Below are 25,646 nucleotides of genomic sequence, written 5' to 3' on the forward strand. Positions count from 1 at the left end.
TAACCATGCCGTGCCAATAATAGTAGATGCGGCCCTGAAAGGGATCAAAGGATTTGACAAGCAAAAAGCTTTTGCCGCCATTAAAAATACACTCACACACAACAAAAATCCTAAATATGATTGGAGCCTGTACATGCGTTATGGCTACCTGCCCTCAGACACTGTACCACGCGAAGCTGTTTCCCGTACTTTGGAAGCCGCTTATGACGATTGGTGTGCCGCCCAACTGGCCAAAGCGCTGAACAAGCCAAACGATTATACATATTTCATTAAACGCTCGCAGTTTTATAATAACCTGTTTGATAAAAGTACCCGGCTCATGCGCGGCCGCAAATCAAACGGCGAATGGGTGAGGCCCTTTGCCAACCTGGATAGCGGTCAGCTGGCTATAGGCGGCGATTATACCGAAGGAAATGCCTGGCAATACACCTGGCAGGTACAGCATGATATTCCGGGTTTAATTAAACTGATGGGTGGCAAGAAGTCGTTTTCAGGCAAGCTGGATTCGCTATTTACGATGGATTCAAAGGTGTTTGGCAAAGGTTCAACACTTGATGTTACCGGGTTGATAGGGCAGTACGCTCACGGCAATGAACCTAATCATCATGTAGCTTATTTGTATACGCTTGCCGGTAACCCGGCTAAAACGCAGGAACTGGTGAGGCAGATAGCTGATCAGTTTTACGAGAACAAACCCGATGGACTGTCGGGCAATGACGATTGCGGGCAAATGTCGGCCTGGTATATATTTACGGCGATGGGTTTTTACCCTGTTAACCCTGCCGATGGGCGGTATGTTTTTGGCGCACCATTATTGGATAAGATAAGCATCGCTTTGCCGGGCGGTAAAAGTTTTATGATTGAAGCTAAAGGGTTATCTAAAGCAAATAAATATGTGCAAAGCATCAGCCTGAATGGTAAGCCTTATACCAAAGAGTATATTACTCACAAGGATATCATGAATGGTGGAAAGCTGGTGTTTTTGATGGGAGATCAGGCGAAAGCGCCGGTGTATTAAAAAACATTGCAAGTTCAAGCGTCTACGTTTGAACTCAAAAGAAGGTAAGCGTCCACGCTTATTTTATTGTACGTGAGCGTGGACGCTCACTTTCGGAGGTGATTCAAGCGTGGACGCCTGAACCTGCGTTATTACAACAAAACCTCGTATTGATAACCCAATATCGGCCCAACAGTCACACTCTCCACAATCTTCCATTCCTTCAACTCTTTAATAAACTCCGGCTTCTCAAGCCCCGAATCCATAGCTGACTGTGTATAAAAATCGGCTTTAGCAGGGTGAACAGGTGAGCAACCATTAAAAAGATGGCCAAAGGCTTGTTTAGCCAATATAGCTTTGCTGATGCCGATACAATCATCCAAATGGATCAGGTTGACAGGCGCATCGCCATTAGGAATCTCTTTTTTACCTGCGAAAAACCTGCCGGGGTTGCGACCGGGGCCAATCAATCCTGCAAAACGAATAATGGTTGTTTTGAAGCTATCTTCAGCACGGAAAAGGTTTTCGGCTTCAAATAATACCCGGCCTGCTTCGGTATTGGGTTGGGGATCCGTTTCTTCGTTTACATATTGATTGCTATCGGCATAAACCCCTGTCGAGCTGATGAATACCACATTTTGTATCTTAAACTGTTTTATAGCGCTGATGATGCCTTTAGCCTTCTCTATAAAAGCCGCCCCTTCACCGCTGCGGCTTTTAGGAGGAATAGCTATCCACAACACATCACAGTCAAAAAAATCAGTATCGTATCTTTCTTCTCCCGGCAAAAAATTAACAATATAAGGCTTGATGCCCAATGCAGCCAGATTATCCATTTTTGCAGCAGATGTGGTTGAACCCTTTACCTGTATACCATCGGCAATGAATGCTTTACCTAATGCGCTGCCGTACCAGCCGCAGCCTAAAATACTGATCTTCGTTTTACCGGGCATATTACAAAATAATGCTTTGGCGCAAAGGTAATTAAATATTGATATGGCGTTTGGTTGCCGCTAATATGCTTTTGTTTTAAACTTTTTGGGCATACCGGGCGTTATTGGTTTATGAAGAAAGAGATCATTGCAACCTCTGTAGCGTTAGGTTTAACTGCTTTAGCCCTTCAGGCTGCCCGCTGTAAGCCACTTGAAACAGTCCCTTACGTCGACCTGAAAAAATATGTTGGCTCCTGGTTTGAAATTGCAGCTTTCCCGCAATGGTTTGAATCGGGATGCTCCTTCACTTCGGCAGCTTATGGTTTGGCGCCTGATGGTAGTATTATTGTTAAAAATCGTTGTATAAAAGAAAATAAAATAAAGATTGCCGAAGGGCGTGCGGTTGTGGCTGATAGAACAAGTAATGCCAAACTCGATGTGCAGTTTCAGTGGCCGTTTAAAGGTAAATACTGGATCATAGCTTTGGCCCATGATTACAGCTATGCCATGGTTGGGCACCCGAACCGTAACTATTTGTGGATCTTGAGCCGCCGCTCAACGCTTGATGAGCAGATCTATAATGAGCTGGTGGTACAGGCCGCAAATCAGGGTTTTGATGTACGGAAGCTGGTGAAGACGGTGCAGGTGTAAGTAGATATCAAAAAAATATGTCATACGAGTAGCCACCAAGGAATCCCTGGGGAAACCGTGATGACGTGTAAGATATATTTTAGGGACGTTGTGCGGGGGCCGCGTTAGTGATAGTAGCGGATACCGGCCTTGTGGCTAATGCCTGTGCAGTATGAGCGGATAGCACGGGCCGCAGGCAACGCCCGTATTTATAATATTGATTAACAAATACACTTATTAATCAATGACTTACAATTACGCCATTATAAGTGATAGCGTGGCAATCTCGTAGCTGTTTTATGAGACATGTAAAGCCATTATGCATTGGCTACGAGATTGCCGCGTCGCTCCAACGCTCATCTTCCCTTGCTGCTCCTCGCAATGACATAGAAAGAGTATTACTTAATCTCCTTTATCTTAATAACCAGTTTCTTCACTTTATCATAACCATCAACCTTGATATTTGGCCTGTGACCATCGCTCGGGAAAAACAGGAAAAACTCATCGGGTGTAGCGGTAAAGTATTTACCATCACCGCTGTAATTGGCAAAATCTTTTTCCGGATCATAAGGTTTGGTGATCATCAGGCTTTCAATAGGGGCAACGCCGATCTTTTCTTTGCCTTTGATCACATATTGCAGGTCGATATAATTTTGGTGCGATTCCCATAACGCATGTTCAGGCTCTTTTGACGGGCCTTCGGTTATCATGGCATAAACATTATCGCCATCTAAAGGATACTTGCCGGGTTCAATCTGCTCAAGGTTACGTTCGCGAAGAAACTCGAATGCTTTGTCCCATGCGGCTTTATTGGCAGCATATTGTTTGGCAAACTCGATATTATTGGTTGATGAGTTTAAGTTTAGTTTTAAACCATTGGCCCAAACACGGTCTTTAACCCAGGCTTTAGCACTTTTAGCAGTGATTTCCTGCTGTTGGGCCGAAACACCCGCAGTTGTAAGCGAAAGAAGAATTACCAACATGATATTTTTATAAGTTGTTAAATGTTTCATAGTTTTAGTTATTTCCAGGTTGTTGAATTGGTACTGCAGCCGTTCGGCCTTGGTTAATGTATTCAATTATACAAGCTTAAATAAATAAAACAATATACTAACCGTTAAATATTTACTTTAACGTTGTAGTTTCATTTTTATTAGCGCTAAGGTATACAGATAAACTATAACGTTGGAGTGAAAATAAGGATTAAATGGTTTTTGAAATCGTTTTTAAGGTTGTAGAATTGTAATTATTAACCAGTATATTATAAAACAACATTTGCTTTGAAAACAATACACAGCGTACATCCTACGGATTTTAAAAGCTACGATACCACCACCATACGCGAACGGTTTTTGATTGATAAACAGGTACAGCCCGACGAGATCAATTGCACCTATACGCATTACGACAGGATGATTGTCGGTATGGCTAACCCGGTAAGCAAAACACTCGAACTGCCAAATTATCCAAATCTGCGTGCCGATTATTTTTTAGAACGCCGCGAGATCGGGATCATTAGCGTGGCCGGTGCAGGCGTAGTAAAAGCCGACGGACAAGCTTTTGAAGTGAACAAACTCGACTGTCTTTACATTGGAAAAGGAACTAAAAGCGTAACTTTTGAAAGTGCCGATCCATCAGTACCTGCTGTATTTTATCTGCTCTCGTCGCCGGCACATGCGGTATATCCAACAACCTTGCTTACCCATGCTGACGCGGTTAAGGTTGAGCTGGGTTCGGTGGCTACTGCAAACAAACGTACCATCAATAAATATATCCACCTGGAAGGTGTACGCAGTTGCCAGTTAGTGATGGGCTTAACTATACTGCACGAAGGCAGTGTTTGGAACACCATGCCGGCACATGTGCACGACAGGCGCATGGAGGCTTATTTTTATTTCGATGTACCTGCAGGTCAAAAGATCTTCCATTACATGGGCGAGGGGCAGGAGACAAGGCATATCACCATGGATAATTACGATGCTGTGGTGTCGCCGCCATGGAGTATCCATTCGGGAAGCGGTACGTCAAACTACAGCTTCATTTGGGGTATGGCTGGCGAAAACCTCGACTATACCGATATGGATGCGATAGCCATAACTGATCTGAAATAATCATATATCAACAGAAAACATAAATAAGTGGATAATCAATTTTCATTAGCTGGTAAAGTAATTGTAGTAACCGGCGGAACAGGCATATTAGGCAAATCTTTTATTGATGGGATAGTTGAAGCTGGCGGTGCGGTAGGCATCCTTGGCCGTAACGCTCAAGTGGCCGAAGAACGAGCTAACGCGATAAATGAGGCAGGTGGTAAAGCCATAGCACTGGTAGCCGACGTAATGAACGAGGCTGAGCTGGTAGCTGCCAAAGATAAGTTGTTAGCTGCTTTTGGCAGGATAGATGGCCTGGTGAACGGTGCGGGTGGTAATATGCCTGAAGGTGTTTTGCAGCCCGACGAGGATATTTTTAAAATGAATATCGACGGGATGAAAAAAGTGATGGACCTGAACCTTTGGGGCACACTGATCCCTACGCAGGTTTTCGGCGAGGCCATTGCCAAAACAGGTAAAGGCAGCATTGTTAATATTTCTTCAATGAACAGCAAAAGGGCTATAACCAAAGTGCTGGGCTATAACATGGGCAAAGCAGCGGTTGATTGTTATAACCAATGGTTTGCGGTGGAGCTGGCTAACCGTTACGGCGATAGCATCCGAATGAATGCATTGGCACCCGGTTTTTTCCTTACCGAACAAAACCGTAACCTGCTCACCAAGCCCGAAGGTGGTTATACCCAAAGGGGCGAACTCGTAATTAAACAAACTCCATTTAAACGTTTTGGTCATGCTGATGAGCTTAAAGGCGCATTGGTATGGTTATTAAGCGATGCCTCCGCATTTGTAACCGGTTCGATGATCTGCGTTGATGGCGGGTTTTCGATTTTTGGTGGAGTGTAGGGAAATAAAAATAAAAACGTCGTCATCCCGAACTTGTTTCGGGACCCCACATGCAAGGTTATCGTCAGGCTTAGCAAGTGGGTTGCTGAAACAAGTTTCCGATGATATAATTTACAAAAAAACTGTCATCCTGAGGTACGAAGGATCTTCTTCAACAAGCATGGCCGCTATACAAGCGGAGAAGATGCTTCGTACCTCAGCATGACAAAGGGGGCAAGTGTTCAGTTTTTCAAAAAACAAGGTGTTCAGTTTTTGACCTTGCGAAAAGTTAACTTATTGATTATTAATGGCTATGTGTTCAGTTTTGCTAAAGAGTTGATTTTTCCTAAAGTTAACTTATTGATTATCAGTGTTATTTTTTTTGAAAATAAGTGCAAGTGTTTACACCTAAAAAAACTGAACACCTGGAAAATAGATAGAAAAGTTAAGTCTGTGGTGATAACACCTACCACAGGCTAACCAAATAATAAACCTATTATGAAACTAAGATCATCACTTATCGCCCTGTTCGCCCTTGTTGGCTTTGCTGCAAACGCCCAAACCGTAACCCTCGATTATTATTTCAATCACGAAGTACATAAAGGCGCAAACGGGCAACCGGAGCGGTTCCATTACCTTTGGGATGAAACAGATAATAACGGTTTCAAGATCTTTGGTGAGGCTTTTACAAGTCGCGGTGCAAAGCTGGACACGCTTGGTACAGCACCAACTTTGGACAATTTGAAAGGATCATCTGTTTATATCATTGTTGATCCCGATACCAAAAAGGAAAGTCCGAGCCCTAATTATATCCAGGAAGATGATATTGAGCAGATAAGCGCATGGGTGAAAAAGGGTGGTGTTTTATTGATGATGGCTAATGATAGTGTTAATGTAGAGCTGCCTCATTTCAACAACCTCGCTGCCAAATTCGGGATGCATTTCAATAACGATTTGCAAAACCACGTAGTTGATGATGCCCATTTTGAAGATGGCGCCGTCTATGTAAAAAATAATCCTGTACTAAAAACAGCGACCAAAGTCTTTATGAAGGATGCCTGTTCAATAGGCTTAACCGGGACTGCTGTACCTGTACTTAAAAATAAAGATGGTGCAACCATTATTGCATCTGCCAAATATGGCAAAGGGACAGTAATAGCAGTTGGCGATCCATGGCTTTATAACGAATATGTGAACGGCAGGCTGCCTGCGGGGTATGAGAATGATAAAGCGGTGAATGATATTGCTCAGTGGTTATTAAAGCAGGCTAAGAAATAATTAAGAACCGTCATTGCGAGGAACGAAGCAATCGCGAACTATACAGGGCGGACCTGCAAGTCGGGATTGCTTCCTCCGGCTGGCGCAAGTCTTGTGTTTGGGGCGATGAGCGCGGCTGACCTGTGCCTCTCTTGTTACCCTCCAGCCAACCACACAACACTTGCGCCATTGGGTATTTTAGGACGGGACAAAGGTTAAAAACGAGAAAGCCGGATATATAACTACCCGGCTTTCTTCTTTATAGAAATAAGCTTACAAAGCCTTCTCCTTCGGCACAAAATCATTCATTACTGCTTCGCGGATCAATGCTGGTGGCAAAATTCCTTGCGATAAAATGAAATCATGGAAATGCAAAGCGTTGAACTTACTGCCTAATGCGGCTTCGGTATCCTTGCGCAAAGCTATCATTTTGGTAAAGCCATAAAAGTAACTGTTGGCCTGACCTGGGGCGTTAATGGTATAACGCTCAACTTCCTGGCGAGCAAATGCGCGCGATTGTACCACATCGTTCATTAATACATCAAGTGCCTGCTGTTGGGTTATTTTACCGGCCTGCAATTCAGGATCAAGAAAGGCGCGGGCAGCTCTTAACAGGCGATAATCTAACGATACCAACTGACCTTCCAACGGCATATATGGACGGGTGATGTATTCAGAATATAAACCCCAGCCTTCTACGTTAGTTGAATTAAAGGCATAAAGGGCACGCGCTTGTGACACGCCTTCTTCTACCATTTTATCAAACTGTAATTCATGGCCTGGCCTTGCTTCGTGGGCTATGATAGTCCATGAGGCGGCATCGAAAGTGAAGTCGTCATATTTGTCGGTTGCTTTTTCGCCGGGTGATGCAGGCATGTTTAATGGCAGCACAAATACACCACGCTGACCTGTATTATTTAAAAACGGTGGCGGCACCATGTGAGGAGCGGGACTCTGCGCAGTTTCAGCAGCCGATGCTAAACGGATAATAGCTGGGCGGCTCGGCAGTGTTACCAGTTGGCGCTCACGGATGATACCTTCTATGTCTTTTGAATGCTGCTCGTACAGTGGGATAATAGAATCGCCATGGATCTGCTCCTTTTTAAGCTCGCGGATCACAGCACGATAATCGCTTGATGGCAGGTTGCGTTTTTTTGCAATCTGCTCAGCAATGGGCTTCATTTCATCCTGGATCTGGTTGAACAGTGCATGTGCCATTTCAGCTACTTTTGCTGGCGGAATGTCGATGCCGTAGGCTTCCAGGTTCATTGCATACTCTTCAGGAGGCAGCCTAAAATCTGTACGGGCTTTCACCAGTACATTTGCTTTTACCCATTGATCATAATCTTCCAGTTGTTTTTTGAGGGTAGCATAAGGTTGCTCCCAGCCGGTCACCTTGTATTTGGTGCAAAGCTCGGCGATGCCGCTTACGATGCTTGCATTGCGCGACAGATCGGTCTCCATACGTTGTTTTGACGGGTAGATCATGCTTTTGCCTGCCATCTGGTGCTGTACACGCTCCCTGTAAATGGTTGCCAAAGGTTTGTAACCTTTCTCCAATCCTGCATATTTACGGATGCGCATTACGGCTGCCTGGCGGCGGGCTTCAGGGGTTTGGTCATCAAGCAGTGTTTCCAGTCCGCTGTAAATGGTTGACGAAGCATTTAAAAACGGCACCTGGCGGCTCAGTTCAAAGTCCTGCTGGCGAAAACCCAGTTTGAGGTGGGTGATAATGATGTTGATATCCTGCTGAATAAAGGTGTTTTTTTCGGTTTTAAGCGCTTCGGTAAGTTTGGCAACAACGGCTTCTTCATCCTTACGTTCGGCCAATATAGTTTGCAAAGTAGGTACTGCAATGTCACTATCATATTCTGCAAGGCCTTGTGATGAGCCATACTCGGGCGAGTATTTTTTGTCCAGATCAATGATGATTTTAGTGTACTCATTTGATTTGGCTACCCAGGCTTTTGTTTCGGCCGATTGCTGGGCAACTGCGTTAAAGCAGATTCCGGTCAGCAACATAAACATGCCTGTACTTTTTAGTAGGTTTTTGTTCATGGTCAATTTAAATTATGAAGGGCAAGTTAGCTATTTTGACCGTTGATTTTTTTGATTGCTTTGATTTCGCTGATGCTTTTTAGATTTTGATCTGATGGATGGCTTTTAACCGTTGATATTTTTGATTACGTTGATTTCGCTGACGATGTTGGAGAGAGGGGATTTTAAGGATGATTCTTTTGATAAAAAAACAGCCTCTCTTTCACCTTGAAAGAGAGGCTGAACAGATCAACGCAATCAACGTAATCAGAAATATCAACGGTTAAAAGCGGTATCCTAAAGTAAGGAACGCGTTGTTGTTAGTTTTCTTCAAATCGGCAAACGGGCTGGTTGCGCCTACCTCGTAAGGGAAAATGGTTTGATTGCCGGTTACCCTCGCATAGGTAGCGTCAATAAAATAAGCGCCAAAGTGCACGCCGATGCCGCCGCTAACTGTTTTGATATCGCTGCCCAGGTCTTTCATCGGGTTGCCCTGCTGGCTGTAACCTCCGCGAAGATAAACCAGGCTGTTTACGTTTATTTCGGCACCAACGTGCAGGTTTACTGTTGAGCGGTAAAGCGATTTGATGTCGCTGTTATCGCCGTCGGCAGTGTAGCTGTCATTGCTGCTTAAATGTGTGGTGGTATAATCAATGTATTCAACATCGCCGCTGATAAAGCCGTATTTGCCTATAAATACCGCTGCGCCACCTGCCAGTTTTAACGGGGTACGCAGGTTGTAGCTTAGCTGATATGGATCAGATACATTGCGATAGCTGCTTCCGCCGGTGTATTGTGTGGCAAGGCCCTCGGTGTATGAATCGTCAATGTTATAAAACGTTGGCGAGGTGAATACAAAGCCGAATCGTACGGCTTGTACCGGTTTATATATAATACCTAATTTGGCGTTGAAGCCTGAGCCTTTGGTGCTTTGATCCTGTGCAAAGGTTGATGAAAAATCGGTAGGGTTGCCGCCGCTGCTGATTACAGCATTACCATTTTCGGTAAACCTTGCATGCGAGTTATACCGGATATCGGTAATGGCCAAACCTAAGCCTACATAAAGTTTATTGCTGTAATTGGCACCAAATGAAAGGTTAAATTCCGACTGGCCGCCGGTACGGGTAATACCCGCCAACTGCCTTACCGGAACGTTCACGGTGCTTGAATAAGAGTTTGGATCTGAAGCAGAGCCAAAATTATCAATCAATATATGGTCATACGCCCAGCCGTCAAGCCCGTTGGGATTGACGCTGCCGTATTGGGATACTTCGCGTTTGGCTATACCTGCATAATAATCAGAAATAGAGCTTGTTTGGTTTGTGCCTCCGTAACCCACGTTTTCATAAAAATTATTGGTACGGCTGTAGCCTGCGCCATAATTGAAACTTAACCAGCCTTTGCTTTTGTCGCGCCTGCCGCTGGTAAGCTGCTGATAAAACACAATGGCCGCATTGCTCATGTTTACATCGTTACGGTTTGCGTTGCCTGCCTGCCCAAAAAAGCTGGAGCTTATTTTTGAGTTGTCATACTCGGGGGTAATACTAACCTCCGAGTGGGTGAAAAAGCCCAAACCTGCCGGGTTACCGCTTACCGAGCTCAGATCGCCGCCTATGGCTGTACCTGCGTTGCCGATAGCTTTAATACGTGATGTTGATCCGGTTTGGAAGGTTGAAAACCTGATGGCATCCTGTGAGTATTGCGCAAAGCTATCTTTAGTAATTGCTACTATAGCAATTACGCTTAGTAAATACTTGATTTTCATAAAATTCAGGTAAAAAAATATAAGATTTAGGTTTAAGGTCTTGATGGTCTGCCGCCACCTCCGCCACTGCTGCTGCCGGTACTGCGCGAACTGCCGCTGCTTGAGCTTGATGATGGCGTATATGATGGTTGCTGCTGCGATGTACGTTCAACCTGTGGTTGCCTGTAAACCGGCTGCGCATCACGTGTTGGTGCTGCATCTGTACGGGCAGGACGTGCATAACGGGTGCCATTGTTGTTATAGCTATTATTCGCGTTATTGTTGCCTGTACTATAAGTGTTTGTCCTGCTGCCTAATGGCCTGTTACGGCCACCGGGAACGTAACCTATACCTGAAACGGCACTGCTAACTGGGCGACCGCTGCCTGCAAATGGGTTGCCGTTGCCACGATAAGGACGCGCTGTGCCCGATGAGGCATAGCCGCCGCCATAATAGCCACCGTAACCACCGCCGTATCCGTAACCGCCGCCATAATAACCGCCGTATCCTCCATATCCGTAACCGCCACCGTAGTAACCGCCGTATCCATAACCTAATCCTAAGCCAAGGCCGCCATAATAACCGCCATAGCCCAATCCCCAGCCGCCGCCATATCCATATCCGAGACCGCCGTAATAACCGCCTAAGCCTCCATATCCGTAGCCCAATCCATAATTGTAATATGGGTAGCTATTGTATGCCGAATAAAAATCATCGTAATAACCAAAAGGAGAGAAGTAACTGAAACGGTTTATGCGTGAAGAGTAATCATCGTAATAAAAGTAATCATCGTCGTCATCGCTGTAAGTATCCTCCTGGGCAACCGGGGTTTGGTTGTAGGCAGGCTGTTGTGCGTAAACAGGCTCATCAGCCGCGCGCGCGTCAGAAAAATAAACGTCGTCATTACTTTGGTTTGATGCAAGCTTGGTTGTAGAGCAGGAACTCAGCGCCATGGCACCGATAATAAACATTCCTATCACGATGTTCCGTTTCATATGCAGGTAAGTAAAAAGTGCAAGGTCAAATAAGTTTTAAATTTATAAATTTGGCAGCAATATACAACAATTACACAAGTCCAAATTCTATCCAATCAATATGAGCAAAGGTGTTATTAGTAAAGACGAAGATTATTCGCAATGGTTTAACGACTTAGTAATTAAATCTGACATGGCCGAGTATTCGCCGGTTAGAGGCTGTATGATCATTAAACCGTACGGCTATTCGATATGGGAAAAGATCCAGGCGGTGCTTGACGAGATGTTTAAAGATACCGGCCACAGCAATGCCTATTTCCCGCTTTTAATACCCAAGTCGTTCTTTAGTAAAGAAGCCAGCCATGTTGACGGTTTTGCCAAGGAATGTGCCGTTGTGACCCATTACCGCCTCAAAAATGATGGCGACGGAAATATTATTGTGGATGAGGAAGCCAAGCTGGAAGAAGAGCTGATCATCCGCCCAACGTCTGAAACCATTATCTGGAATACCTACAAGGGCTGGATCCAGTCATACCGCGACCTGCCTATCCTGGTTAATCAGTGGGCAAACGTAATGCGCTGGGAAATGCGTACCCGTTTGTTTCTGCGTACCAGTGAGTTTTTATGGCAGGAAGGCCATACCGCTCACGCAACAGCTGATGAGGCTATAGCCGAAACAGAGCAAATGCTGAACGTATATGCCGACTTTGCCGAAAACTGGATGGCACTACCAGTAGTAAAAGGCCGTAAAACCGCTAATGAGCGTTTTGCAGGTGCTTTGGATACCTATTGTATTGAGGCATTGATGCAGGACGGTAAAGCTTTACAAGCCGGTACATCGCACTTTTTAGGACAGAATTTTGCCAAGGCTTTCGACGTAAAATTCACCAACAAAGAAAATAAAATTGAACACGTTTGGGCAACTTCGTGGGGCGTTTCAACCCGTTTGATTGGAGCGCTGATCATGGCGCATAGCGATGACGCAGGTTTAGTGTTGCCACCAAAACTTGCGCCAATACAGGTTGTTGTGGTGCCGATTTACAAGCACCAGGAAGAACTGGATAATATCAGCGCGTACGTTGATTCGTTGAAAAAAGAACTTAAGGCTAAAGGTATCTCTGTGAAATTTGATAATCGCGATACCCACCGCCCGGGAGCTAAATTTGCTGAGTACGAACTGAAAGGTGTGCCACTTCGTGTAGCTATAGGTAGCCGCGATATGCAGAATGGTACAGTTGAATTGGCCCGTCGTGATACTAAAACCAAGGAAACCACTACCCAGGAAGGCCTTGCCGGTAAAATAGAAAGCCTGCTTGAAGAGATCCAAAATAACATCTACAAAAAAGCGTTTGATTTCCGTGCTGAGAATACTACTGAGGTTGATACCTGGGATGAGTTTAAACGCATGCTTGACGAAGAGCCAGGCTTTATCAGCGCCCATTGGGATGGTACATCCGAAACTGAACAAAAAATAAAAGAGGAAACTAAGGCGACAATCCGTTGCATACCTTTGGATAACAAACAGGAAGAAGGCAAGTGTATCCTGACCGGAAAGCCGTCGACGCAAAGGGTGCTATTTGCGAGGGCGTATTAGTTGCCCCCCCGGCCCCCTAAAGGGGGAGGTTGTCTATGGCGAGCTAACTTTAATATCCGTCCCTAAAGGATATACGATGTAAAACAGGTTTCATGGTAGGGTATGAAACGCATTCCAAACACCCCCTTTAGGGGGCCGGGGGGCTAAATGAAATTCGCAACTAAAGCAATACACGCAGGGCAGGAGCCCGATCCAACAACCGGCGCTATCATGACGCCGATATACCAGACATCAACCTACTGGCAAAAATCGCCGGGGGATAATAAAGGTTATGAGTACTCGCGTGGTACCAATCCAACCCGCAAGGCCCTTGAAGATTGTTTGGCAGCCTTGGAAAACGCTAAGTTTGGTCTGGCGTTTTCGAGCGGTATGGGCGCTACCGACGCGGTGATGAAACTGCTTGCACCCGGTGATGAGGTAATTACTGGTAACGACCTTTATGGTGGTTCGTACCGGATATTTACCAAGATCTTTGCTAACTATGGCGTTAAGTTCCATTTTCTGGATCTGTCTGATCCGGAGCTTGTGCGTGCCCATGTGAATGACAAAACTAAACTGGTTTGGATAGAAACACCTACCAACCCAACCATGCGCATTGTGGATGTGGAAGCCATAGGCAAGATCACCAAAGAAAAGAATTTACTTTTTGTAGTTGATAACACCTTTGCATCGCCATACCTGCAAAACCCGATTGATCTGGGGGCAGATATCGTGATGCACTCTGTAACCAAATACATCGGTGGCCATAGCGATGTGGTTATGGGGGCCCTGATGCTGAATGATGAAGAGCTTTATAAAAAGCTCTGGTTTATTTACAACGCCTGCGGTGCTACACCGGGGCCAATGGATAGCTTCCTGGTGCTGCGTGGTATCAAAACCCTGCACCTGCGTATGAAAGCTCATTGCGAAAACGGCAGGCAGATTGCTGAGTTTTTGAAAGATCACCCTAAAGTTGAAAAGATCTACTGGCCGGGCTTTACCGATCATCCTAATCATGGCATTGCTAAAAAACAAATGCGTGATTTTGGCGGTATGATCAGTATTGTATTGAAAGGTGCCGATCTGCAGGAGACTTTCCGCATTGCATCCTCATTCAAAGTATTTTCATTGGCAGAGTCATTAGGCGGTGTAGAATCATTAATTAATCACCCGGTTAGCATGACCCACGGTTCCATCCCGAAAGCTGAGCGTGAAAAAGCCGGTGTAGTTGATAACCTGCTGCGTTTGAGTGTAGGTGTTGAGGATATTGAGGATCTGCTGGAGGATATTAAACAGGCTTTAAGTTAAGTTTTATATTAAAAAATACGCGTCATTGCGAGGTACGAAGCAATCCCCGACAAGCAGAGCCGCTCTGTATAGTTTGGGATTGCTTCGTACCTCGCAATGACGTTTTTGTAAATAACCATGACCGAAAATCTCAAAGCTTTCCTCGATGCTAAAGTTGCCCAATACAATCGCCCTGAGTTTATTGAGAACGATCCGGTAACCATCCCGCATATGTTCAGCCAAAAGCAGGATATCGAGATTATGGGCTTCTGGGCGGCGACGTTGGCCTGGGGGCAACGAGTTACCATTATCAAGAAGTGCAAGGAGCTTATCACCTTAATGGATGGCGCTCCTTATGATTTTATCATCAACCATGAAGAACCCGATCTTAAAAAGCTGCTCCAGTTTAAGCACCGCACTTTCAATGATGTAGATACGCTTTATTTCATTGATTTCTTCAGGCAGCATTATGAAAAGTTCGAATCGTTGGAGGATGCTTTTGTAACGTCCCCCGGCCCACTGAAGGGGGAGCGAAAAGAGCAAGCGGTTGAGGAATATCTTAATCACTTTCGCTCATACTTTTTTTCTTTACCTGATTTTCCCCATCGCACAAAAAAGCACGTATCCTCTCCTTCGCAAAAATCAACCTGTAAGCGCCTGAGCATGTTTTTACGCTGGATGGCGCGCCATGACGATAACGGCGTTGACTTCGGCATCTGGAATCGCATAAAACCCGCGGATCTGATCTGTCCGCTTGATCTGCATGTTGACAGGGTGTCGCGTAAGCTCAATCTCATCAACCGTAAACAAACCGACTGGCAAACCGCAGTTGAACTAACCGAAAGGCTCCGTGAATTTGATCCTAATGATCCTGTTAAGTATGATTTTGCCTTGTTTGGGTTAGGAATTGAAGAACGCTGGGGCGTGCAGTTTTAATTTATTTGCTCAATAACACTATGCCTGGTTTAGGCGTTTCAACAAGTTCTGTGCGTACTAATGTTCCGCTATTAAAATAATAGTAATGGTATGATAGTGGTTTCATTTGTGCATCTGCCGCAGCTACTCGTCTGTATACGGCGTGTTGTGATGTTTCTTCAACTAATTCCAGGTTGTACTTTTCTGAATTTTTAAACTCACTTTCACTCATCCCGATGGTGTAGTGTTTTACACTGCATCCAGAGAGGAACAGTAGAATTGACAAGCATATAATTGAGTTTTTTAAGGCAGACATGTGATCAAGTTTATTTTTCGTGATGCAGGTATGACTCCAACGAAAAACAAAGGTTTATCCACTGTCTGTTATTTTTTGCGATTACGCCTCCTCCTTAAAATAAACCTTATAATAATTCATCGCCCGGCCATCATCAAAACCTTTCTCAATCAGTTCTTTATCGCCGTGAATGTAAATGTGGAAGTTTTTATCAAGCTTTAATACGCTTTTATAAACACGGGCCTGCTTTTTTACCGCATTTTCTGATATCACAAAATTATCGGCAATAGGGCTATCAAACTCCTGCTCGTATTGGTTTTTAAAGTTTTTGAACGATTCGATGGCCTGCTCATTTCCGATCACTTCGTTCGAGAACTCTTCCATGTCGAAAGTTTCCTTCTCCTTAAAGTATTTCATGGAGCGGTTTAGCAGGTCGATCTTATCGGCTTTGCTCATCTCAAATTCTTCGTCGATTTTTTCGGTGACAAAGTTTTTGTAGATGCCCAGCGTATTATTGGTTTGATTGAAACTATCATTACGGATCTTGAGTTGCAGGAACTGGTCTTTCCAGTACATGGCAGCCTCCTGGCCGTTGTTGGTTTTATCAACTACTACTACCTTGTAGCCATTTTCTTTTTCGATGTTAAAGATCAGTACACCTTTGTCCAGTTTGTTAATATTGATGGCGTCCTGCTCATAATCAACCTGGAAACCGCCTTTGTCAGGATATACTTTTAAATAGGTTTCCTTATTTTCTGATTTGAAGATGCCTATGGCATCCAACGGGTTACCTTCAATTTGCACCTTGGTAAAGTACACCACATAAAGTTCGCCGCCTTTAATATTGGGGTGGAGGGTAACTTTATACAGATGTCGTGCTATTTGTTCTGATGCTTCATGGAATTTGGTGTTGTCATCAAATACCTGGGTGGCAAAGTGATGCAGTTCATTTAAGCCCAGATCGCCGCTGCTATGCGTGAGGTGATAAACTTCGTTTGCCTTTTCAAATGGTTTCAGAAAATACTGCATAAGCAGGTTCGGAATGATCTCATCCTTCAGTTCCAGTGGTTGTTCGGAAAGGGCATACATCTCTTCCTGCGACTGGTTACCAACATGATGTACTGAAATAGTTTCGAGCGAAGCTTCAAAAAAAGTTACCATAATTGCCTGCGAAGGTAAGGTTTTTCATTTAGTCATTAGGCCATTTGCTTGCGAGTCATTAAGTCATTGAAAAGTAGTTCATGGGTTGATGGGGCATGGTTCATATTATTTTGTTTTACTTTTGCCATGAGTTCATTTTACAAACAGTTAGTTATACTAATGACTCAATGATCCAATGAATGATTCAATGACAGATAATACCGATACCATAGTTGCCCTTGCTACACCGAACGGGGTGGGTGCCATAGCAGTGATCCGCCTTTCGGGGCCTGATGCTATAACTATTGCCAACAGTGTGTTTAAGGGTAAAGACCTGAGTAAACAGGCGTCGCACACCATCCATTCCGGAAGTATTGCCGATGGCGACTTGATTTTGGATGAGGTGTTGGTATCGCTGTTTGTTGGTCCGCGGTCATATACTCGCGAAAACGTGGTGGAGATCTCCTGCCATGCTTCGGGTTATATTATTGAAAGTATTATCAAGCTGTTCATCAAAAAAGGCGCACGATCAGCCAAACCCGGCGAATTTACACTAAGAGCATTTCTGAATGGTCAGCTCGACCTGAGCCAGGCCGAAGCCGTTGCCGACCTGATCGCTTCCAATTCCAAAGCATCTCAGCAGGTGGCCCTGCAGCAGCTTCGCGGAGGCTTTAGCACTCAATTACAAGCCCTACGCGAGCAACTGGTAAACTTTGCCTCGCTCATTGAACTGGAACTTGATTTTGCCGAAGAGGATGTAGAGTTTGCCAACCGCGATCAATTGAAAAAACTGATACATGAGATCACCAAAATAGTGGGTAGATTGATCCAGTCGTTTGAGCTGGGTAATGCTATTAAAAACGGCGTAAATACAGTAATAGCCGGCCGCCCCAATGCCGGTAAGTCTACCTTACTAAACGCTCTGCTTAATGAAGAGCGTGCGATAGTAAGCCATATCCCCGGTACTACAAGGGATACGATAGAAGAAGTACTAAATATTCAGGGCATTAATTTCAGGCTGATAGATACCGCTGGGATCCGTGAAGCTACCGATGCCATTGAACAGATAGGCGTAGAACGCACCATGGAGAAGATCAGCCAGTCGGCATTGCTGGTTTATGTGTTTGACGCTGCTGAAATTACCGTAGAGGAATTGAATAGCGATATAGAAAGTCTGCAAAAACCGGGAGTTACGATGCTGATAGTGGCTAATAAAGCTGATCTGCTTAATCCTGAACAGTTATCAGCCTTGCCTCATACTGATAGGGTGATCATTATATCAGCCAAAGAGAAACGCCATATTGATGAACTTAAACATAAGATATATTCATCGGCGGTAAAAGACCAGCTCAGCGGCGATGAAACGCTGGTAACCAACATCCGGCACCTCGAAGCCCTGCAAAAAACTGAAGAAGCGCTTGTAAGGGTGTTGGGTGGTATTGATGGGAGTATCACTTCAGATTTTTTGTCGATGGATATCAAACAGGGGCTTCACTACCTTGGTGAGATAACCGGTGTTGTTACTACTGATGATTTGCTTGAGAATATATTTAGTAAGTTCTGTATCGGCAAGTAAGCCTATCAAACAACCACAAAATTTGATAAGTTACGACAAGTAAGTAATTCATTGTTAATAAGTTATGCGTTTTCTTCTTGTCTAAATTCTTGGATAATTGGCCTTGTTTTTCGTATTTTTGTTACTCAGATGTTACTCAAAAATGAATTTTTTTGAGATTGAAAATTTGAGGAGAAATTAAGTCGCCTATAACCGCCTATTTCCGTTTATTGCGCCTTATCAACCCTAAAATGCCCTTATTTGAGGGGGAATTATTACCGATGATAGTTGCAAATTTCATCAGTAATAAAGTCATCGGTTATCTCGCCATATTTAATTAAACTTCTGATTAATAGTGAACTGAAAAAAGGTGAAATTATCGCATGGGCTTGCTTTGCCCAAATTTTGCCAGACATGATTTTGAAAACTTACCTAATTATGAGTTCTAATTTTACAGTAAACAGAATTTGCGAGCAGTGCGGAAAAGTGTTTTCTGCGAGAACAACGGTTACCCGGTTTTGCAGTAAGGTTTGCAATAGCAAAAACGGGAAGATGCGCGCGCGCAATATAAAAATGGCACCGATGGATCAGGTAGTCAAAAAGGTTTTGAATGAGCGGGGCACTGAAGTAAATGCTGTTGAGTTCCTCAATGTCAAAAACGCAGCACAACTGTTGCGCGCATCGGAAAAGATGATCTATCAAATGATCAATACCGGAAAGTTGAATGCTGTAAACCTTTCGAAAAGAAAAACCCTTGTTTACCGAAAAGATATAGACAGGCTTTTCGAACTGCCGCACGTTATCGAAATAAAAGAGATCATTCAGCCTCCGGTGTCTGAATGCTACAATATGGGAGAGGCACAGCAGATCTTCAACATATCAGAAAAGGCGCTTTTTGATATCATTAAACGAAACAAACTCTTCAAATTTCAGGAAGGGAAGTTCACCTATGTCGCTAAATCAGAATTGAACAAAATTTTTAATCCAGAATTATAAGTATGCCGAAAGTACATATACGGAAAAAGGCGATTACAAACGGACGCCATTCTATATACCTCGATTTTTCACCTCCTTTACGTAATCCTAAAACAGGAAAGCCTCAGCGATTTGAATTTTTAGACGTTTTTCTTTTTGATAAACCATCAAATATCTGGGAAAGGAAACATAATATTGAAACAAGTGAGCTGATTGAAAACGTAAGGGCAAACCGGCTGCTCGATATTCAAAATCGAAAATTCGGGTTTATTTCAAACCGAGATCGGGGTGCAAGCTTTATCGACTTCTTTTTTCAGTTTATCTGTACCAGGACAGGTTCCGAATGTGACAATAATGCAATGTCGTATAGGTATTTCGTGGCCTTTGCGGGGCATGACCTGATCTTTAACGATCTTGATGAATTTCTTTGTGAGGATTATAAGAACTTTTTGATGAGCGGCCCGGGGATCAGCAGGAGAGGGGATCCAATTTCACGCAATACCGCAGCTAACTATTTCGCCAAATTTAGGAATGCCATCAAACGTGCCTACAAAAAAGGGTTGATCACAGTTGATTTGCATAGCCAGGTCGATCCAATCAAACTTAAAGAAACTCATAGAGAGCAACTGGAACTCGAAGAATTTCAACGGTTAGTTGATGCTGAAGCTAAATCCGACCTGATCAAAAGGGCTGCTATATTCGCCGGCCTTACCGGATTGCGGTTTTCGGATGTAAAGACATTGATATGGTCGGAAGTCAGGGGTGACAGAGGCAAATATCATCTGCAGTTCACTCAGGAGAAAACGGAGGGCGCAGAAATTCTCCCGATCTCAAATCAGGCTGTCAGGGTGCTTGGCAAGCGCGGACAGTCTCAGGGGCGCGTATTTCCGAATCTTCATTATTCGAGTTTGAAACCATGCTTCACGGACTGGCTAAAGAATGCCGGGATTGAAAAAAATATCACTTTTCACAGCTTCAGGCATACTTATGCTACCTTACAGCTGGAGCTCGGTACGGAATTGCTTACCGTATCCAAATTGCTGGGGCATAAGAGTATTAAGACGACCCTGATCTATACAAAAGTCAAGGATAAAATGAAGATTGCGGCAGCGAGCAGAATCAAGCTGAACCTCAAAAATCTCAAGGCTGGTAGGTAAACGCTGACATATTAACCGGAATTATATTCTTGTGTATTCTTTAGTGATATAACTTTGAATACGCTCTTTTAAAATTTCATTGAGCAGCGTATAGGTGGGCGTTTTAGTAAATAAGAAATCTAAAGGAGTCGTACCATTGACCTGTAAATCATAGGTTACACCTTCGTAAGTTAAAGTTCGTTTTTTTTGCTCGTAGATTTCGGCTTGTAATATCGGGCTGTCAAATTCATTTTTAAAGAATAAAAGTTTTTTATCTGCGAGACCTCTGGCTTTCAAACGCTGAAACAGTAAACACGGTTTGTGACCTTGCTGCCCGGCCTTAAAAAGACTGAATATCAGCAAGTCGTTTTCAGCGAACAGGCCTAAATCGTCTTTAAGAAGAGGAAAATGCTGATCAACCATTTTTCCGTAAGCATCTTTAAAGTGTTTGAAAAATAGTTCTGCTGACTCTTCAAGAATAGATTTTTCCAGGTTCTTCAAGGCCATTATGCCCGAGCCGCCTATATAGTATTTTCCCGGATAGACCTTTTTAATGCGGTTTATCCCTGAGATTTTTAATCTGTCCATGAAATATATCAGGAGATTAAAATCAAATTTTACAGATGTAAGCGAAACGTATACATTCGGAACACATTTTTTTTCGATGCTTTCTTCTGCCTTGCTGATCCGCTGGAGAAAGTATGGTTTTTCGTGCATATCAGCAAAATGGTCAATATTTGTTATGTCGTATTGAACACCCGCTGCATAGTTGGTAGTTTGCTCTGCAACAACGGGCATGATGATAAATAAAAGGTCATGCAGCCGCTGTATTTCTAAATCATCCCATTCTTTACTGATACCGAGATATGCCTGAAATGTATTAATGAAACTTGCGAGATACTCATGCGCAAGGAAAGCATTGTCAACAGCCAGGTTGGTTTTACCAATAAATTTTTTGATATCACCCCGTAGCAGATTTAATGCAGTTTTCTTCGGTTCGTTCTTAATTGAGTTAGTTTGGTTGCTCGAAACGATCACTGATATACCGTCTTCAAACAAATCCTCTGGCTTTATGGTGTCATCTTTTTTTAACTCTCTGATCAGTGGAGCGTTGGTATAGTACGATTGCGGAAATAAGATAAACCTGCTTGAGGCTTTTTTGTATTCTATGATCCCGATACTTATTTTCCAGCAGCCATAAAAGAGGATGTCCTTGATAGCTTTAAACTCTCTGTCAAGCATTGAATTATAGTGATCAAGAAACTGATGAATTTCCCGAATGTCCTGGCCTTCTAAGCTGTAAGCTGGCTGAAAATATTTTCCCAGCTTCCCCAGTTGTAACTGAAGTGATTTAAGCTGTTCCTGGACCTGCGGGTATAATTGTATTCTATCTATTCTGTCACCAATTATTTGGGTCCATTCGCTGATATAATTTTTATTTTTTTTTGAGATTAAATTAGTGGAAGGGATCGGCACCATCACGGTTTTGCCCTTTCCCTTTTCCTTATAGGTTTGGCAAGTTTTATCGTCAAGGTGTAACCAATAGGCAACTTCGTTGATTTGATCTGCAACTATAAGTATAAATGGTAGTAAATTCTGCTCGGCATAGGCAAACTGGCTTCGTTCACACTGGTATCTGGGATTTTTGATGTGGGCAGTTTGTAAGGTTTTTAATTGTATATCGATCATTCCCAAAGGCATATTTTGCGCATCGGTAATAGTCAGTAACCCGTCGGAATTTGGATATTTATCTGTTGTTTTTATATTCCCCTTGATAAAATTTCGATCCAAACAGTATTGTAGAATATCAGCAGATCTTTCTTCACTTGGTGTTGTTGATGTAAACGAGGCTGGCTTGGTGTGATTGGTTTTTGACATAGCAATTGATGTCTAAAGATAAGTTTATTCATCGGCCCAAGCATAAACGTGATTCAATAATTAAGCTTATCCCTTCTTTGCCTGCCTGGAAAGCGGTTTTCAGCAACAAATCTAATTTCCGCTGCGGTTTTCTTTTTACCGAGCTGAACCCACTCTTTTAATTCCGTCTTATTGAAATAAAGCCTTTTTCCCGGTTTGCTGACAGGTATTTCTTTCCGGCTGACCTTGTTATATAATGATGCAACAGAAACCTTAAGAAATTCAGCTGCCTCCTTTATATCAAGTAATTCATTTGCATCTTCTTCTTTCGGCTGCAGACTTAGTACCATGTGTTCAATCAGTTCCACTTTTTCAAACAGCAGACGCACCACTTCAGGAAGTTCATTAAAATTAAAAGAGTCCATAATGCAATAATGGAATTTCTATGATTAAATCTTTGACCAGTTTATCAGTACTACAGAGATTTATTTTGGTAACCATATAGCAGTTGGAACAAAGTTGGTATCTTGTACAAATGGAAATCTATAAAATAGATGAATGTATAGAAGCAGCATCTTCTCTATCTGAAAAGTTGAAGAAATTAAAACGAGATATTGAGAATGATCCCGATGCTTTTAAGGATAATTTGCCGTTTTTAACTGAAGAGATAAGTAAATATACTCAACAACTCAGGGCGTTGAAAATAGACCGATTATTAGCAGACTAGGCTATTTCTATCAATTTCTAAGAAATAATTTCCTTTTTTACCTTTCAGTTGTTCCGACTGCTATATAGTTCATGTGAATATTTATCCGACCTTACTAACCTTTTTTTCGGTACTGCTAAAAGACAACTGGTAAAGGTCCTGAACCGGATCAAATGGAGATTGATAGATAAAACCCGCGGTCAGAAGTACTTTTTGTGCGGCATGGTTTTTTTTATTGACAACGGCCCCGAGAACCCGAATATTACGCTGACGGAGTTCTGCGACAATCTCTGGTAGGAGAGTAGTCATGATCTTTCTTCCCCGGGCTTTACCCGACAGGTAAAATTCTATAAAATAGGGGTATTGTTCCAATCGGTAATGAGCCCGAACAATCTGAGGTGAAATAATATCAATTATGCCAAGCAATTTACCCGAAACTTTTTCTGTAATAAAATGGACAAAATTATGACCACAATGAAAATTAAGAATAGTTGATTTCAGCCATGTATCCGCGTCTGCCATAGAGCCGAGTCTTTTCTCCGGTATAAAATGGAGCGTGTCATCATCAGACAGGATCTGATAAATATCAGTCACCATTTTTTCATATCGATTGAAATCTTCCGAACGGAAAGGATGAATATAGAGACGGTCGTTTTCAAGAGATACAGGTTGTAGCATCAGCGCAAAATATTAATCTTAACACCGCCTGTCAAACTTGGTTTTAAACATTTTTGATTTTATAAACCGGGTTATCGCCGTCTCTACATACATTTACTGCAGCCAGATCTTAACTTATCTTTTTGCAACTTTCAGCATCCCTCGGCCGTTCAACGCGCAGCAGATAACAATATTTGTTAGTATCAGGAACAGCTATACAATGCGATCTGCAATGATCATCAAGTAGTTTTGGTTTTGCTATCAGCCGGATCTTCCAATTGGGAATATCTTCATTGCCCTCATTCTTCGTCAGGAACTCATCGATGATCGTCGAAGGGGCTGTGCTGATGAGCTTAATTATCATTTTTTTGAGATAGTCCCGGTAGTCGGTGTTGGCTGCAAGGATTCGCAGATCAGCGATATCTTTGATCAGACTATGTTTATTCAGTCTTATCGCGGATGTCCATGACCACCAAAATTTATAAAATTCCATGTTACCAATTGTAAGCATCGCCCGCCTAAATTCATTAGACACTTCATTGCCGTTAAAGTAGGTTTTTAAAACTTTGTTGATGTTCGCCATCTTCATGAAATCGTAACCCTCGTCGTTCTTTTTTTGTACGCAATAAAGGATGAATTCTATTTTACCTCTGCAGAAATTGGTGTCCTCGGCTTCAAAAATAACATCCATGTTAGACGGATTGATTCTCGAAGCCTTGTCGGTTTCGTGTTTGACTTGCGCTGAACCAAAATTCGATTGAATGGATGATCCTGAGAGGAAAGGATAAATATTTTTCGAGCCGGGACTAAGGTCGTTTATGAGATTAATTGCCCCGGTAAAAGATTGTACGCTGTCGATGGTAGAGTTATAGATAATATTTCGGACAACCCTCATCCAGTGGCCGAATAATATAGAATCAATGTCCTTTACTTTTGAAAGATAACTTGTTTGCGCATAAAATAATACGCGTTGAGGATAGGTAGCTTTACCGGAAGCAATAATTGAAAACAGGTCGTTTTCTGTCTTAGGTAAAAGAGTCCATAATGGAAAAGAAAAATTAGGCTGTTCGTCCAGGATCGCACTATAAATATCTAAATCACGGCATAAATTTTCATATGCATTAATATCAAAATCCTCAGGACTAACATCGCCGGGGTTGTTAAACAAATTCTGAATTTTCTTGTCGCGATCCTTTGTTTTATCCGGCCGGTTTGCCCATGAACATAGCACTGAGTTGCTTATAACATTGATAAACGCATTATCAAATGTCTTTTCTCCCTTTCCGTTGTCCCAGAAGAGATCCGTCCATGCGGTATCTGCCTTGTGGGATAGCGTTTCAATGGGCGGTTTTCCGTCTTCCCATGAATTTTTATCTATATGTTTAATAATGTCGGCCTTGAAATTTTCAAAAGAAGAAAGTTGTTTGCCACGAGCATTCATTTTAATGTACAGGTCATCGGACAGTCCGAAATCTGCGAGTGGTATATGATGGAAAGTAATCGGTCTGACATCTTCTCCTGTGAGATACTCCCATTTGATTGGCAAAACTTTGAATTTTTTGTGGATTGCGTCCAACATAATCAACATTGCCTTAATTGTTGGATCGTGTTCCCATGAAGAATAGAACCAGGCGGCATCTTTTATAATTCCGCTGATCGTATTTGTTGCGGGATCTATCGGGATATCTGCCGCTACGATTTTTCTACAAAAGTCGTTTGAGCTGGTTCTGATCGTGTAGGTAAATTTGGTGAGTTCTTTTCTTACTGTTGAGTCTAAAGAGTTTTCCTTGGATGCAATATACCAATGTAAAAGAAATAGTGTAGTCAGACGTTGTTGCCCATCAAGTGGCTGGAAGGCGTTTCCTTTGCTGTTACTCCCATAGACAAAATCCAGTTCGACGGGAGCGGTAACCAGAGCGCGGCCCAGAGCGTCCAGGAATTTATTCCTGATTTTATTTTTGTCAGCCCTTCCCTGGGCGTAGTCCCGCTGTATGATTGGTATTTCAATCTTTTCGCTGGATTTGATCAGTTGCCAGAATGAAAGTT

The 25,646-nt window shown here is 43.0% G+C and carries 23 protein-coding genes; 12 read left to right on the forward strand and 11 right to left on the reverse strand.

Annotated elements, in window-relative coordinates; all coding sequences use genetic code 11:
- The coding region (locus VF500_RS19865) for a glycoside hydrolase family 92 protein (RefSeq protein ID WP_330861346.1) at positions 1–1,018 on the forward strand (1,018 nt) is incomplete at its 5' end.
- Positions 1,019–1,149: 131 nt separating this feature from the next.
- On the opposite strand, the gene VF500_RS19870 is transcribed toward VF500_RS19865, so the two are convergent.
- Positions 1,150–1,950, reverse strand: coding sequence for an SDR family oxidoreductase (locus tag VF500_RS19870; RefSeq protein WP_330861347.1), 801 nt, complete (start codon positions 1,948–1,950; stop codon positions 1,150–1,152).
- Between the two features lie 111 nt (positions 1,951–2,061).
- Here VF500_RS19870 and VF500_RS19875 point away from each other — a divergent pair, with 111 nt between their 5' ends.
- Entirely contained in the window at positions 2,062–2,580 is a 519-nt protein-coding gene (locus tag VF500_RS19875; RefSeq protein WP_330861348.1) for a lipocalin family protein, read from the forward strand.
- A gap of 377 nt (positions 2,581–2,957) precedes the next feature.
- On the opposite strand, the gene VF500_RS19880 is transcribed toward VF500_RS19875, so the two are convergent.
- Positions 2,958–3,572 carry a YhcH/YjgK/YiaL family protein gene (locus VF500_RS19880; RefSeq protein WP_330861349.1) on the reverse strand — a complete coding sequence of 205 codons (615 nt, stop codon included), beginning with the start codon at positions 3,570–3,572 and terminating at the stop codon, positions 2,958–2,960.
- Between the two features lie 267 nt (positions 3,573–3,839).
- Here VF500_RS19880 and kduI point away from each other — a divergent pair, with 267 nt between their 5' ends.
- From kduI to VF500_RS19895, 3 genes are all read left to right on the forward strand, one after another.
- Positions 3,840–4,670, forward strand: coding sequence for a 5-dehydro-4-deoxy-D-glucuronate isomerase (kduI, locus tag VF500_RS19885; protein WP_330861350.1), 831 nt, complete (start codon positions 3,840–3,842; stop codon positions 4,668–4,670).
- Positions 4,671–4,697: 27 nt separating this feature from the next.
- The gene (locus VF500_RS19890; RefSeq protein WP_330861351.1) at positions 4,698–5,513 is read left to right on the forward strand and encodes an SDR family oxidoreductase; all 816 of its coding nucleotides are present in this window, start codon (positions 4,698–4,700) and stop codon (positions 5,511–5,513) included.
- Between the two features lie 477 nt (positions 5,514–5,990).
- Positions 5,991–6,770, forward strand: coding sequence for a DUF4350 domain-containing protein (locus tag VF500_RS19895; protein WP_330861352.1), 780 nt, complete (start codon positions 5,991–5,993; stop codon positions 6,768–6,770).
- A 252-nt stretch (positions 6,771–7,022) separates the two neighbouring features.
- Here VF500_RS19895 and VF500_RS19900 read toward each other — a convergent pair whose 3' ends face one another.
- From VF500_RS19900 to VF500_RS19910, 3 genes are all read right to left on the reverse strand, one after another.
- A complete protein-coding gene (locus VF500_RS19900; protein ID WP_330861353.1) occupies positions 7,023–8,807 on the reverse strand; it encodes a DUF885 domain-containing protein in 1,785 nt (594 codons plus the stop codon).
- A gap of 262 nt (positions 8,808–9,069) precedes the next feature.
- A complete protein-coding gene (locus tag VF500_RS19905; protein WP_330861354.1) occupies positions 9,070–10,551 on the reverse strand; it encodes a hypothetical protein in 1,482 nt (493 codons plus the stop codon).
- 32 nt (positions 10,552–10,583) lie between these two features.
- Entirely contained in the window at positions 10,584–11,525 is a 942-nt protein-coding gene (locus tag VF500_RS19910; RefSeq protein ID WP_330861355.1) for a hypothetical protein, read from the reverse strand.
- A 100-nt stretch (positions 11,526–11,625) separates the two neighbouring features.
- Between VF500_RS19910 and proS the strand changes: the two genes are divergently transcribed.
- From proS to VF500_RS19925, 3 genes are all read left to right on the forward strand, one after another.
- Positions 11,626–13,098, forward strand: coding sequence for a proline--tRNA ligase (gene proS, locus VF500_RS19915; RefSeq protein WP_330861356.1), 1,473 nt, complete (start codon positions 11,626–11,628; stop codon positions 13,096–13,098).
- A 147-nt stretch (positions 13,099–13,245) separates the two neighbouring features.
- A complete protein-coding gene (locus VF500_RS19920; RefSeq protein WP_330861357.1) occupies positions 13,246–14,385 on the forward strand; it encodes a cystathionine gamma-synthase in 1,140 nt (379 codons plus the stop codon).
- Between the two features lie 117 nt (positions 14,386–14,502).
- Positions 14,503–15,300, forward strand: coding sequence for a TIGR02757 family protein (locus VF500_RS19925; RefSeq protein ID WP_330861358.1), 798 nt, complete (start codon positions 14,503–14,505; stop codon positions 15,298–15,300).
- A gap of 1 nt (position 15,301) precedes the next feature.
- Here VF500_RS19925 and VF500_RS19930 read toward each other — a convergent pair whose 3' ends face one another.
- Positions 15,302–15,565, reverse strand: coding sequence for a hypothetical protein (locus VF500_RS19930; protein WP_330861359.1), 264 nt, complete (start codon positions 15,563–15,565; stop codon positions 15,302–15,304).
- Between the two features lie 111 nt (positions 15,566–15,676).
- Positions 15,677–16,735 (reverse strand): nucleoid-associated protein, encoded by a 1,059-nt coding sequence (locus VF500_RS19935; RefSeq protein WP_330861360.1) that lies wholly within the window; start codon positions 16,733–16,735, stop codon positions 15,677–15,679.
- 187 nt (positions 16,736–16,922) lie between these two features.
- Here VF500_RS19935 and mnmE point away from each other — a divergent pair, with 187 nt between their 5' ends.
- The 3 genes from mnmE to VF500_RS19950 all read left to right on the forward strand — a co-directional run bounded on the left by mnmE (position 16,923) and on the right by VF500_RS19950 (position 20,401).
- On the forward strand, positions 16,923–18,290 hold the full coding sequence (gene mnmE, locus VF500_RS19940) for a tRNA uridine-5-carboxymethylaminomethyl(34) synthesis GTPase MnmE (protein ID WP_330861361.1): 1,368 nt from the start codon (positions 16,923–16,925) through the stop codon (positions 18,288–18,290).
- Between the two features lie 561 nt (positions 18,291–18,851).
- Complete coding sequence (locus VF500_RS19945) at positions 18,852–19,265, forward strand: helix-turn-helix domain-containing protein (RefSeq protein WP_330861362.1); 414 nt, start codon at positions 18,852–18,854, stop codon at positions 19,263–19,265.
- A gap of 2 nt (positions 19,266–19,267) precedes the next feature.
- Positions 19,268–20,401: a site-specific integrase gene (locus tag VF500_RS19950; protein ID WP_330861363.1), complete on the forward strand. Its 1,134-nt coding sequence runs from the start codon at positions 19,268–19,270 to the stop codon at positions 20,399–20,401.
- Between the two features lie 21 nt (positions 20,402–20,422).
- On the opposite strand, the gene VF500_RS19955 is transcribed toward VF500_RS19950, so the two are convergent.
- Both VF500_RS19955 and VF500_RS19960 read right to left on the reverse strand, forming a co-directional pair.
- Positions 20,423–22,258, reverse strand: coding sequence for a DUF4365 domain-containing protein (locus VF500_RS19955; protein ID WP_330861364.1), 1,836 nt, complete (start codon positions 22,256–22,258; stop codon positions 20,423–20,425).
- Positions 22,259–22,311: 53 nt separating this feature from the next.
- Entirely contained in the window at positions 22,312–22,662 is a 351-nt protein-coding gene (locus VF500_RS19960; RefSeq protein WP_330861365.1) for a helix-turn-helix domain-containing protein, read from the reverse strand.
- A 110-nt stretch (positions 22,663–22,772) separates the two neighbouring features.
- On the opposite strand from VF500_RS19960, the gene VF500_RS19965 reads away from it, so the two are divergent.
- Positions 22,773–22,964: a hypothetical protein gene (locus VF500_RS19965; protein ID WP_330861366.1), complete on the forward strand. Its 192-nt coding sequence runs from the start codon at positions 22,773–22,775 to the stop codon at positions 22,962–22,964.
- A gap of 81 nt (positions 22,965–23,045) precedes the next feature.
- Here the strand turns inward: VF500_RS19965 and VF500_RS19970 are convergent, their stop codons facing one another.
- Both VF500_RS19970 and VF500_RS19975 read right to left on the reverse strand, forming a co-directional pair.
- On the reverse strand, positions 23,046–23,621 hold the full coding sequence (locus VF500_RS19970) for a GNAT family N-acetyltransferase (RefSeq protein WP_330861367.1): 576 nt from the start codon (positions 23,619–23,621) through the stop codon (positions 23,046–23,048).
- Positions 23,622–23,730: 109 nt separating this feature from the next.
- On the reverse strand, positions 23,731–25,646 hold a 1,916-nt coding region (locus tag VF500_RS19975), incomplete at its 5' end, for a DUF262 domain-containing protein (RefSeq protein ID WP_330861368.1).

The sequence above is a fragment of the Mucilaginibacter sp. genome (assembly GCF_036383575.1).
Taxonomy (GTDB): Bacteria; Bacteroidota; Bacteroidia; order Sphingobacteriales; family Sphingobacteriaceae; genus Mucilaginibacter.

Excerpts from the sequence above, each read along its gene's own strand:
- VF500_RS19870 (WP_330861347.1), bottom strand. The coding sequence starts at position 1,950 with ATGCCCGGTAAAACGAAGATCAGTATTTTAGGCTGCGGCTGGTACGGC.
- VF500_RS19875 (WP_330861348.1), top strand. The coding sequence starts at position 2,062 with ATGAAGAAAGAGATCATTGCAACCTCTGTAGCGTTAGGTTTAACTGCT.
- VF500_RS19880 (WP_330861349.1), bottom strand. The coding sequence starts at position 3,572 with ATGAAACATTTAACAACTTATAAAAATATCATGTTGGTAATTCTTCTT.
- VF500_RS19895 (WP_330861352.1), top strand. The coding sequence starts at position 5,991 with ATGAAACTAAGATCATCACTTATCGCCCTGTTCGCCCTTGTTGGCTTT.
- VF500_RS19900 (WP_330861353.1), bottom strand. The coding sequence starts at position 8,807 with ATGAACAAAAACCTACTAAAAAGTACAGGCATGTTTATGTTGCTGACC.
- VF500_RS19905 (WP_330861354.1), bottom strand. The coding sequence starts at position 10,551 with ATGAAAATCAAGTATTTACTAAGCGTAATTGCTATAGTAGCAATTACT.
- VF500_RS19910 (WP_330861355.1), bottom strand. The coding sequence starts at position 11,525 with ATGAAACGGAACATCGTGATAGGAATGTTTATTATCGGTGCCATGGCG.
- proS (WP_330861356.1), top strand. The coding sequence starts at position 11,626 with ATGAGCAAAGGTGTTATTAGTAAAGACGAAGATTATTCGCAATGGTTT.
- VF500_RS19920 (WP_330861357.1), top strand. The coding sequence starts at position 13,246 with ATGAAATTCGCAACTAAAGCAATACACGCAGGGCAGGAGCCCGATCCA.
- VF500_RS19925 (WP_330861358.1), top strand. The coding sequence starts at position 14,503 with ATGACCGAAAATCTCAAAGCTTTCCTCGATGCTAAAGTTGCCCAATAC.
- VF500_RS19935 (WP_330861360.1), bottom strand. The coding sequence starts at position 16,735 with ATGGTAACTTTTTTTGAAGCTTCGCTCGAAACTATTTCAGTACATCAT.
- mnmE (WP_330861361.1), top strand. The coding sequence starts at position 16,923 with ATGACAGATAATACCGATACCATAGTTGCCCTTGCTACACCGAACGGG.
- VF500_RS19945 (WP_330861362.1), top strand. The coding sequence starts at position 18,852 with ATGGATCAGGTAGTCAAAAAGGTTTTGAATGAGCGGGGCACTGAAGTA.
- VF500_RS19950 (WP_330861363.1), top strand. The coding sequence starts at position 19,268 with ATGCCGAAAGTACATATACGGAAAAAGGCGATTACAAACGGACGCCAT.
- VF500_RS19955 (WP_330861364.1), bottom strand. The coding sequence starts at position 22,258 with ATGTCAAAAACCAATCACACCAAGCCAGCCTCGTTTACATCAACAACA.
- VF500_RS19960 (WP_330861365.1), bottom strand. The coding sequence starts at position 22,662 with ATGGACTCTTTTAATTTTAATGAACTTCCTGAAGTGGTGCGTCTGCTG.
- VF500_RS19965 (WP_330861366.1), top strand. The coding sequence starts at position 22,773 with ATGGAAATCTATAAAATAGATGAATGTATAGAAGCAGCATCTTCTCTA.
- VF500_RS19970 (WP_330861367.1), bottom strand. The coding sequence starts at position 23,621 with ATGCTACAACCTGTATCTCTTGAAAACGACCGTCTCTATATTCATCCT.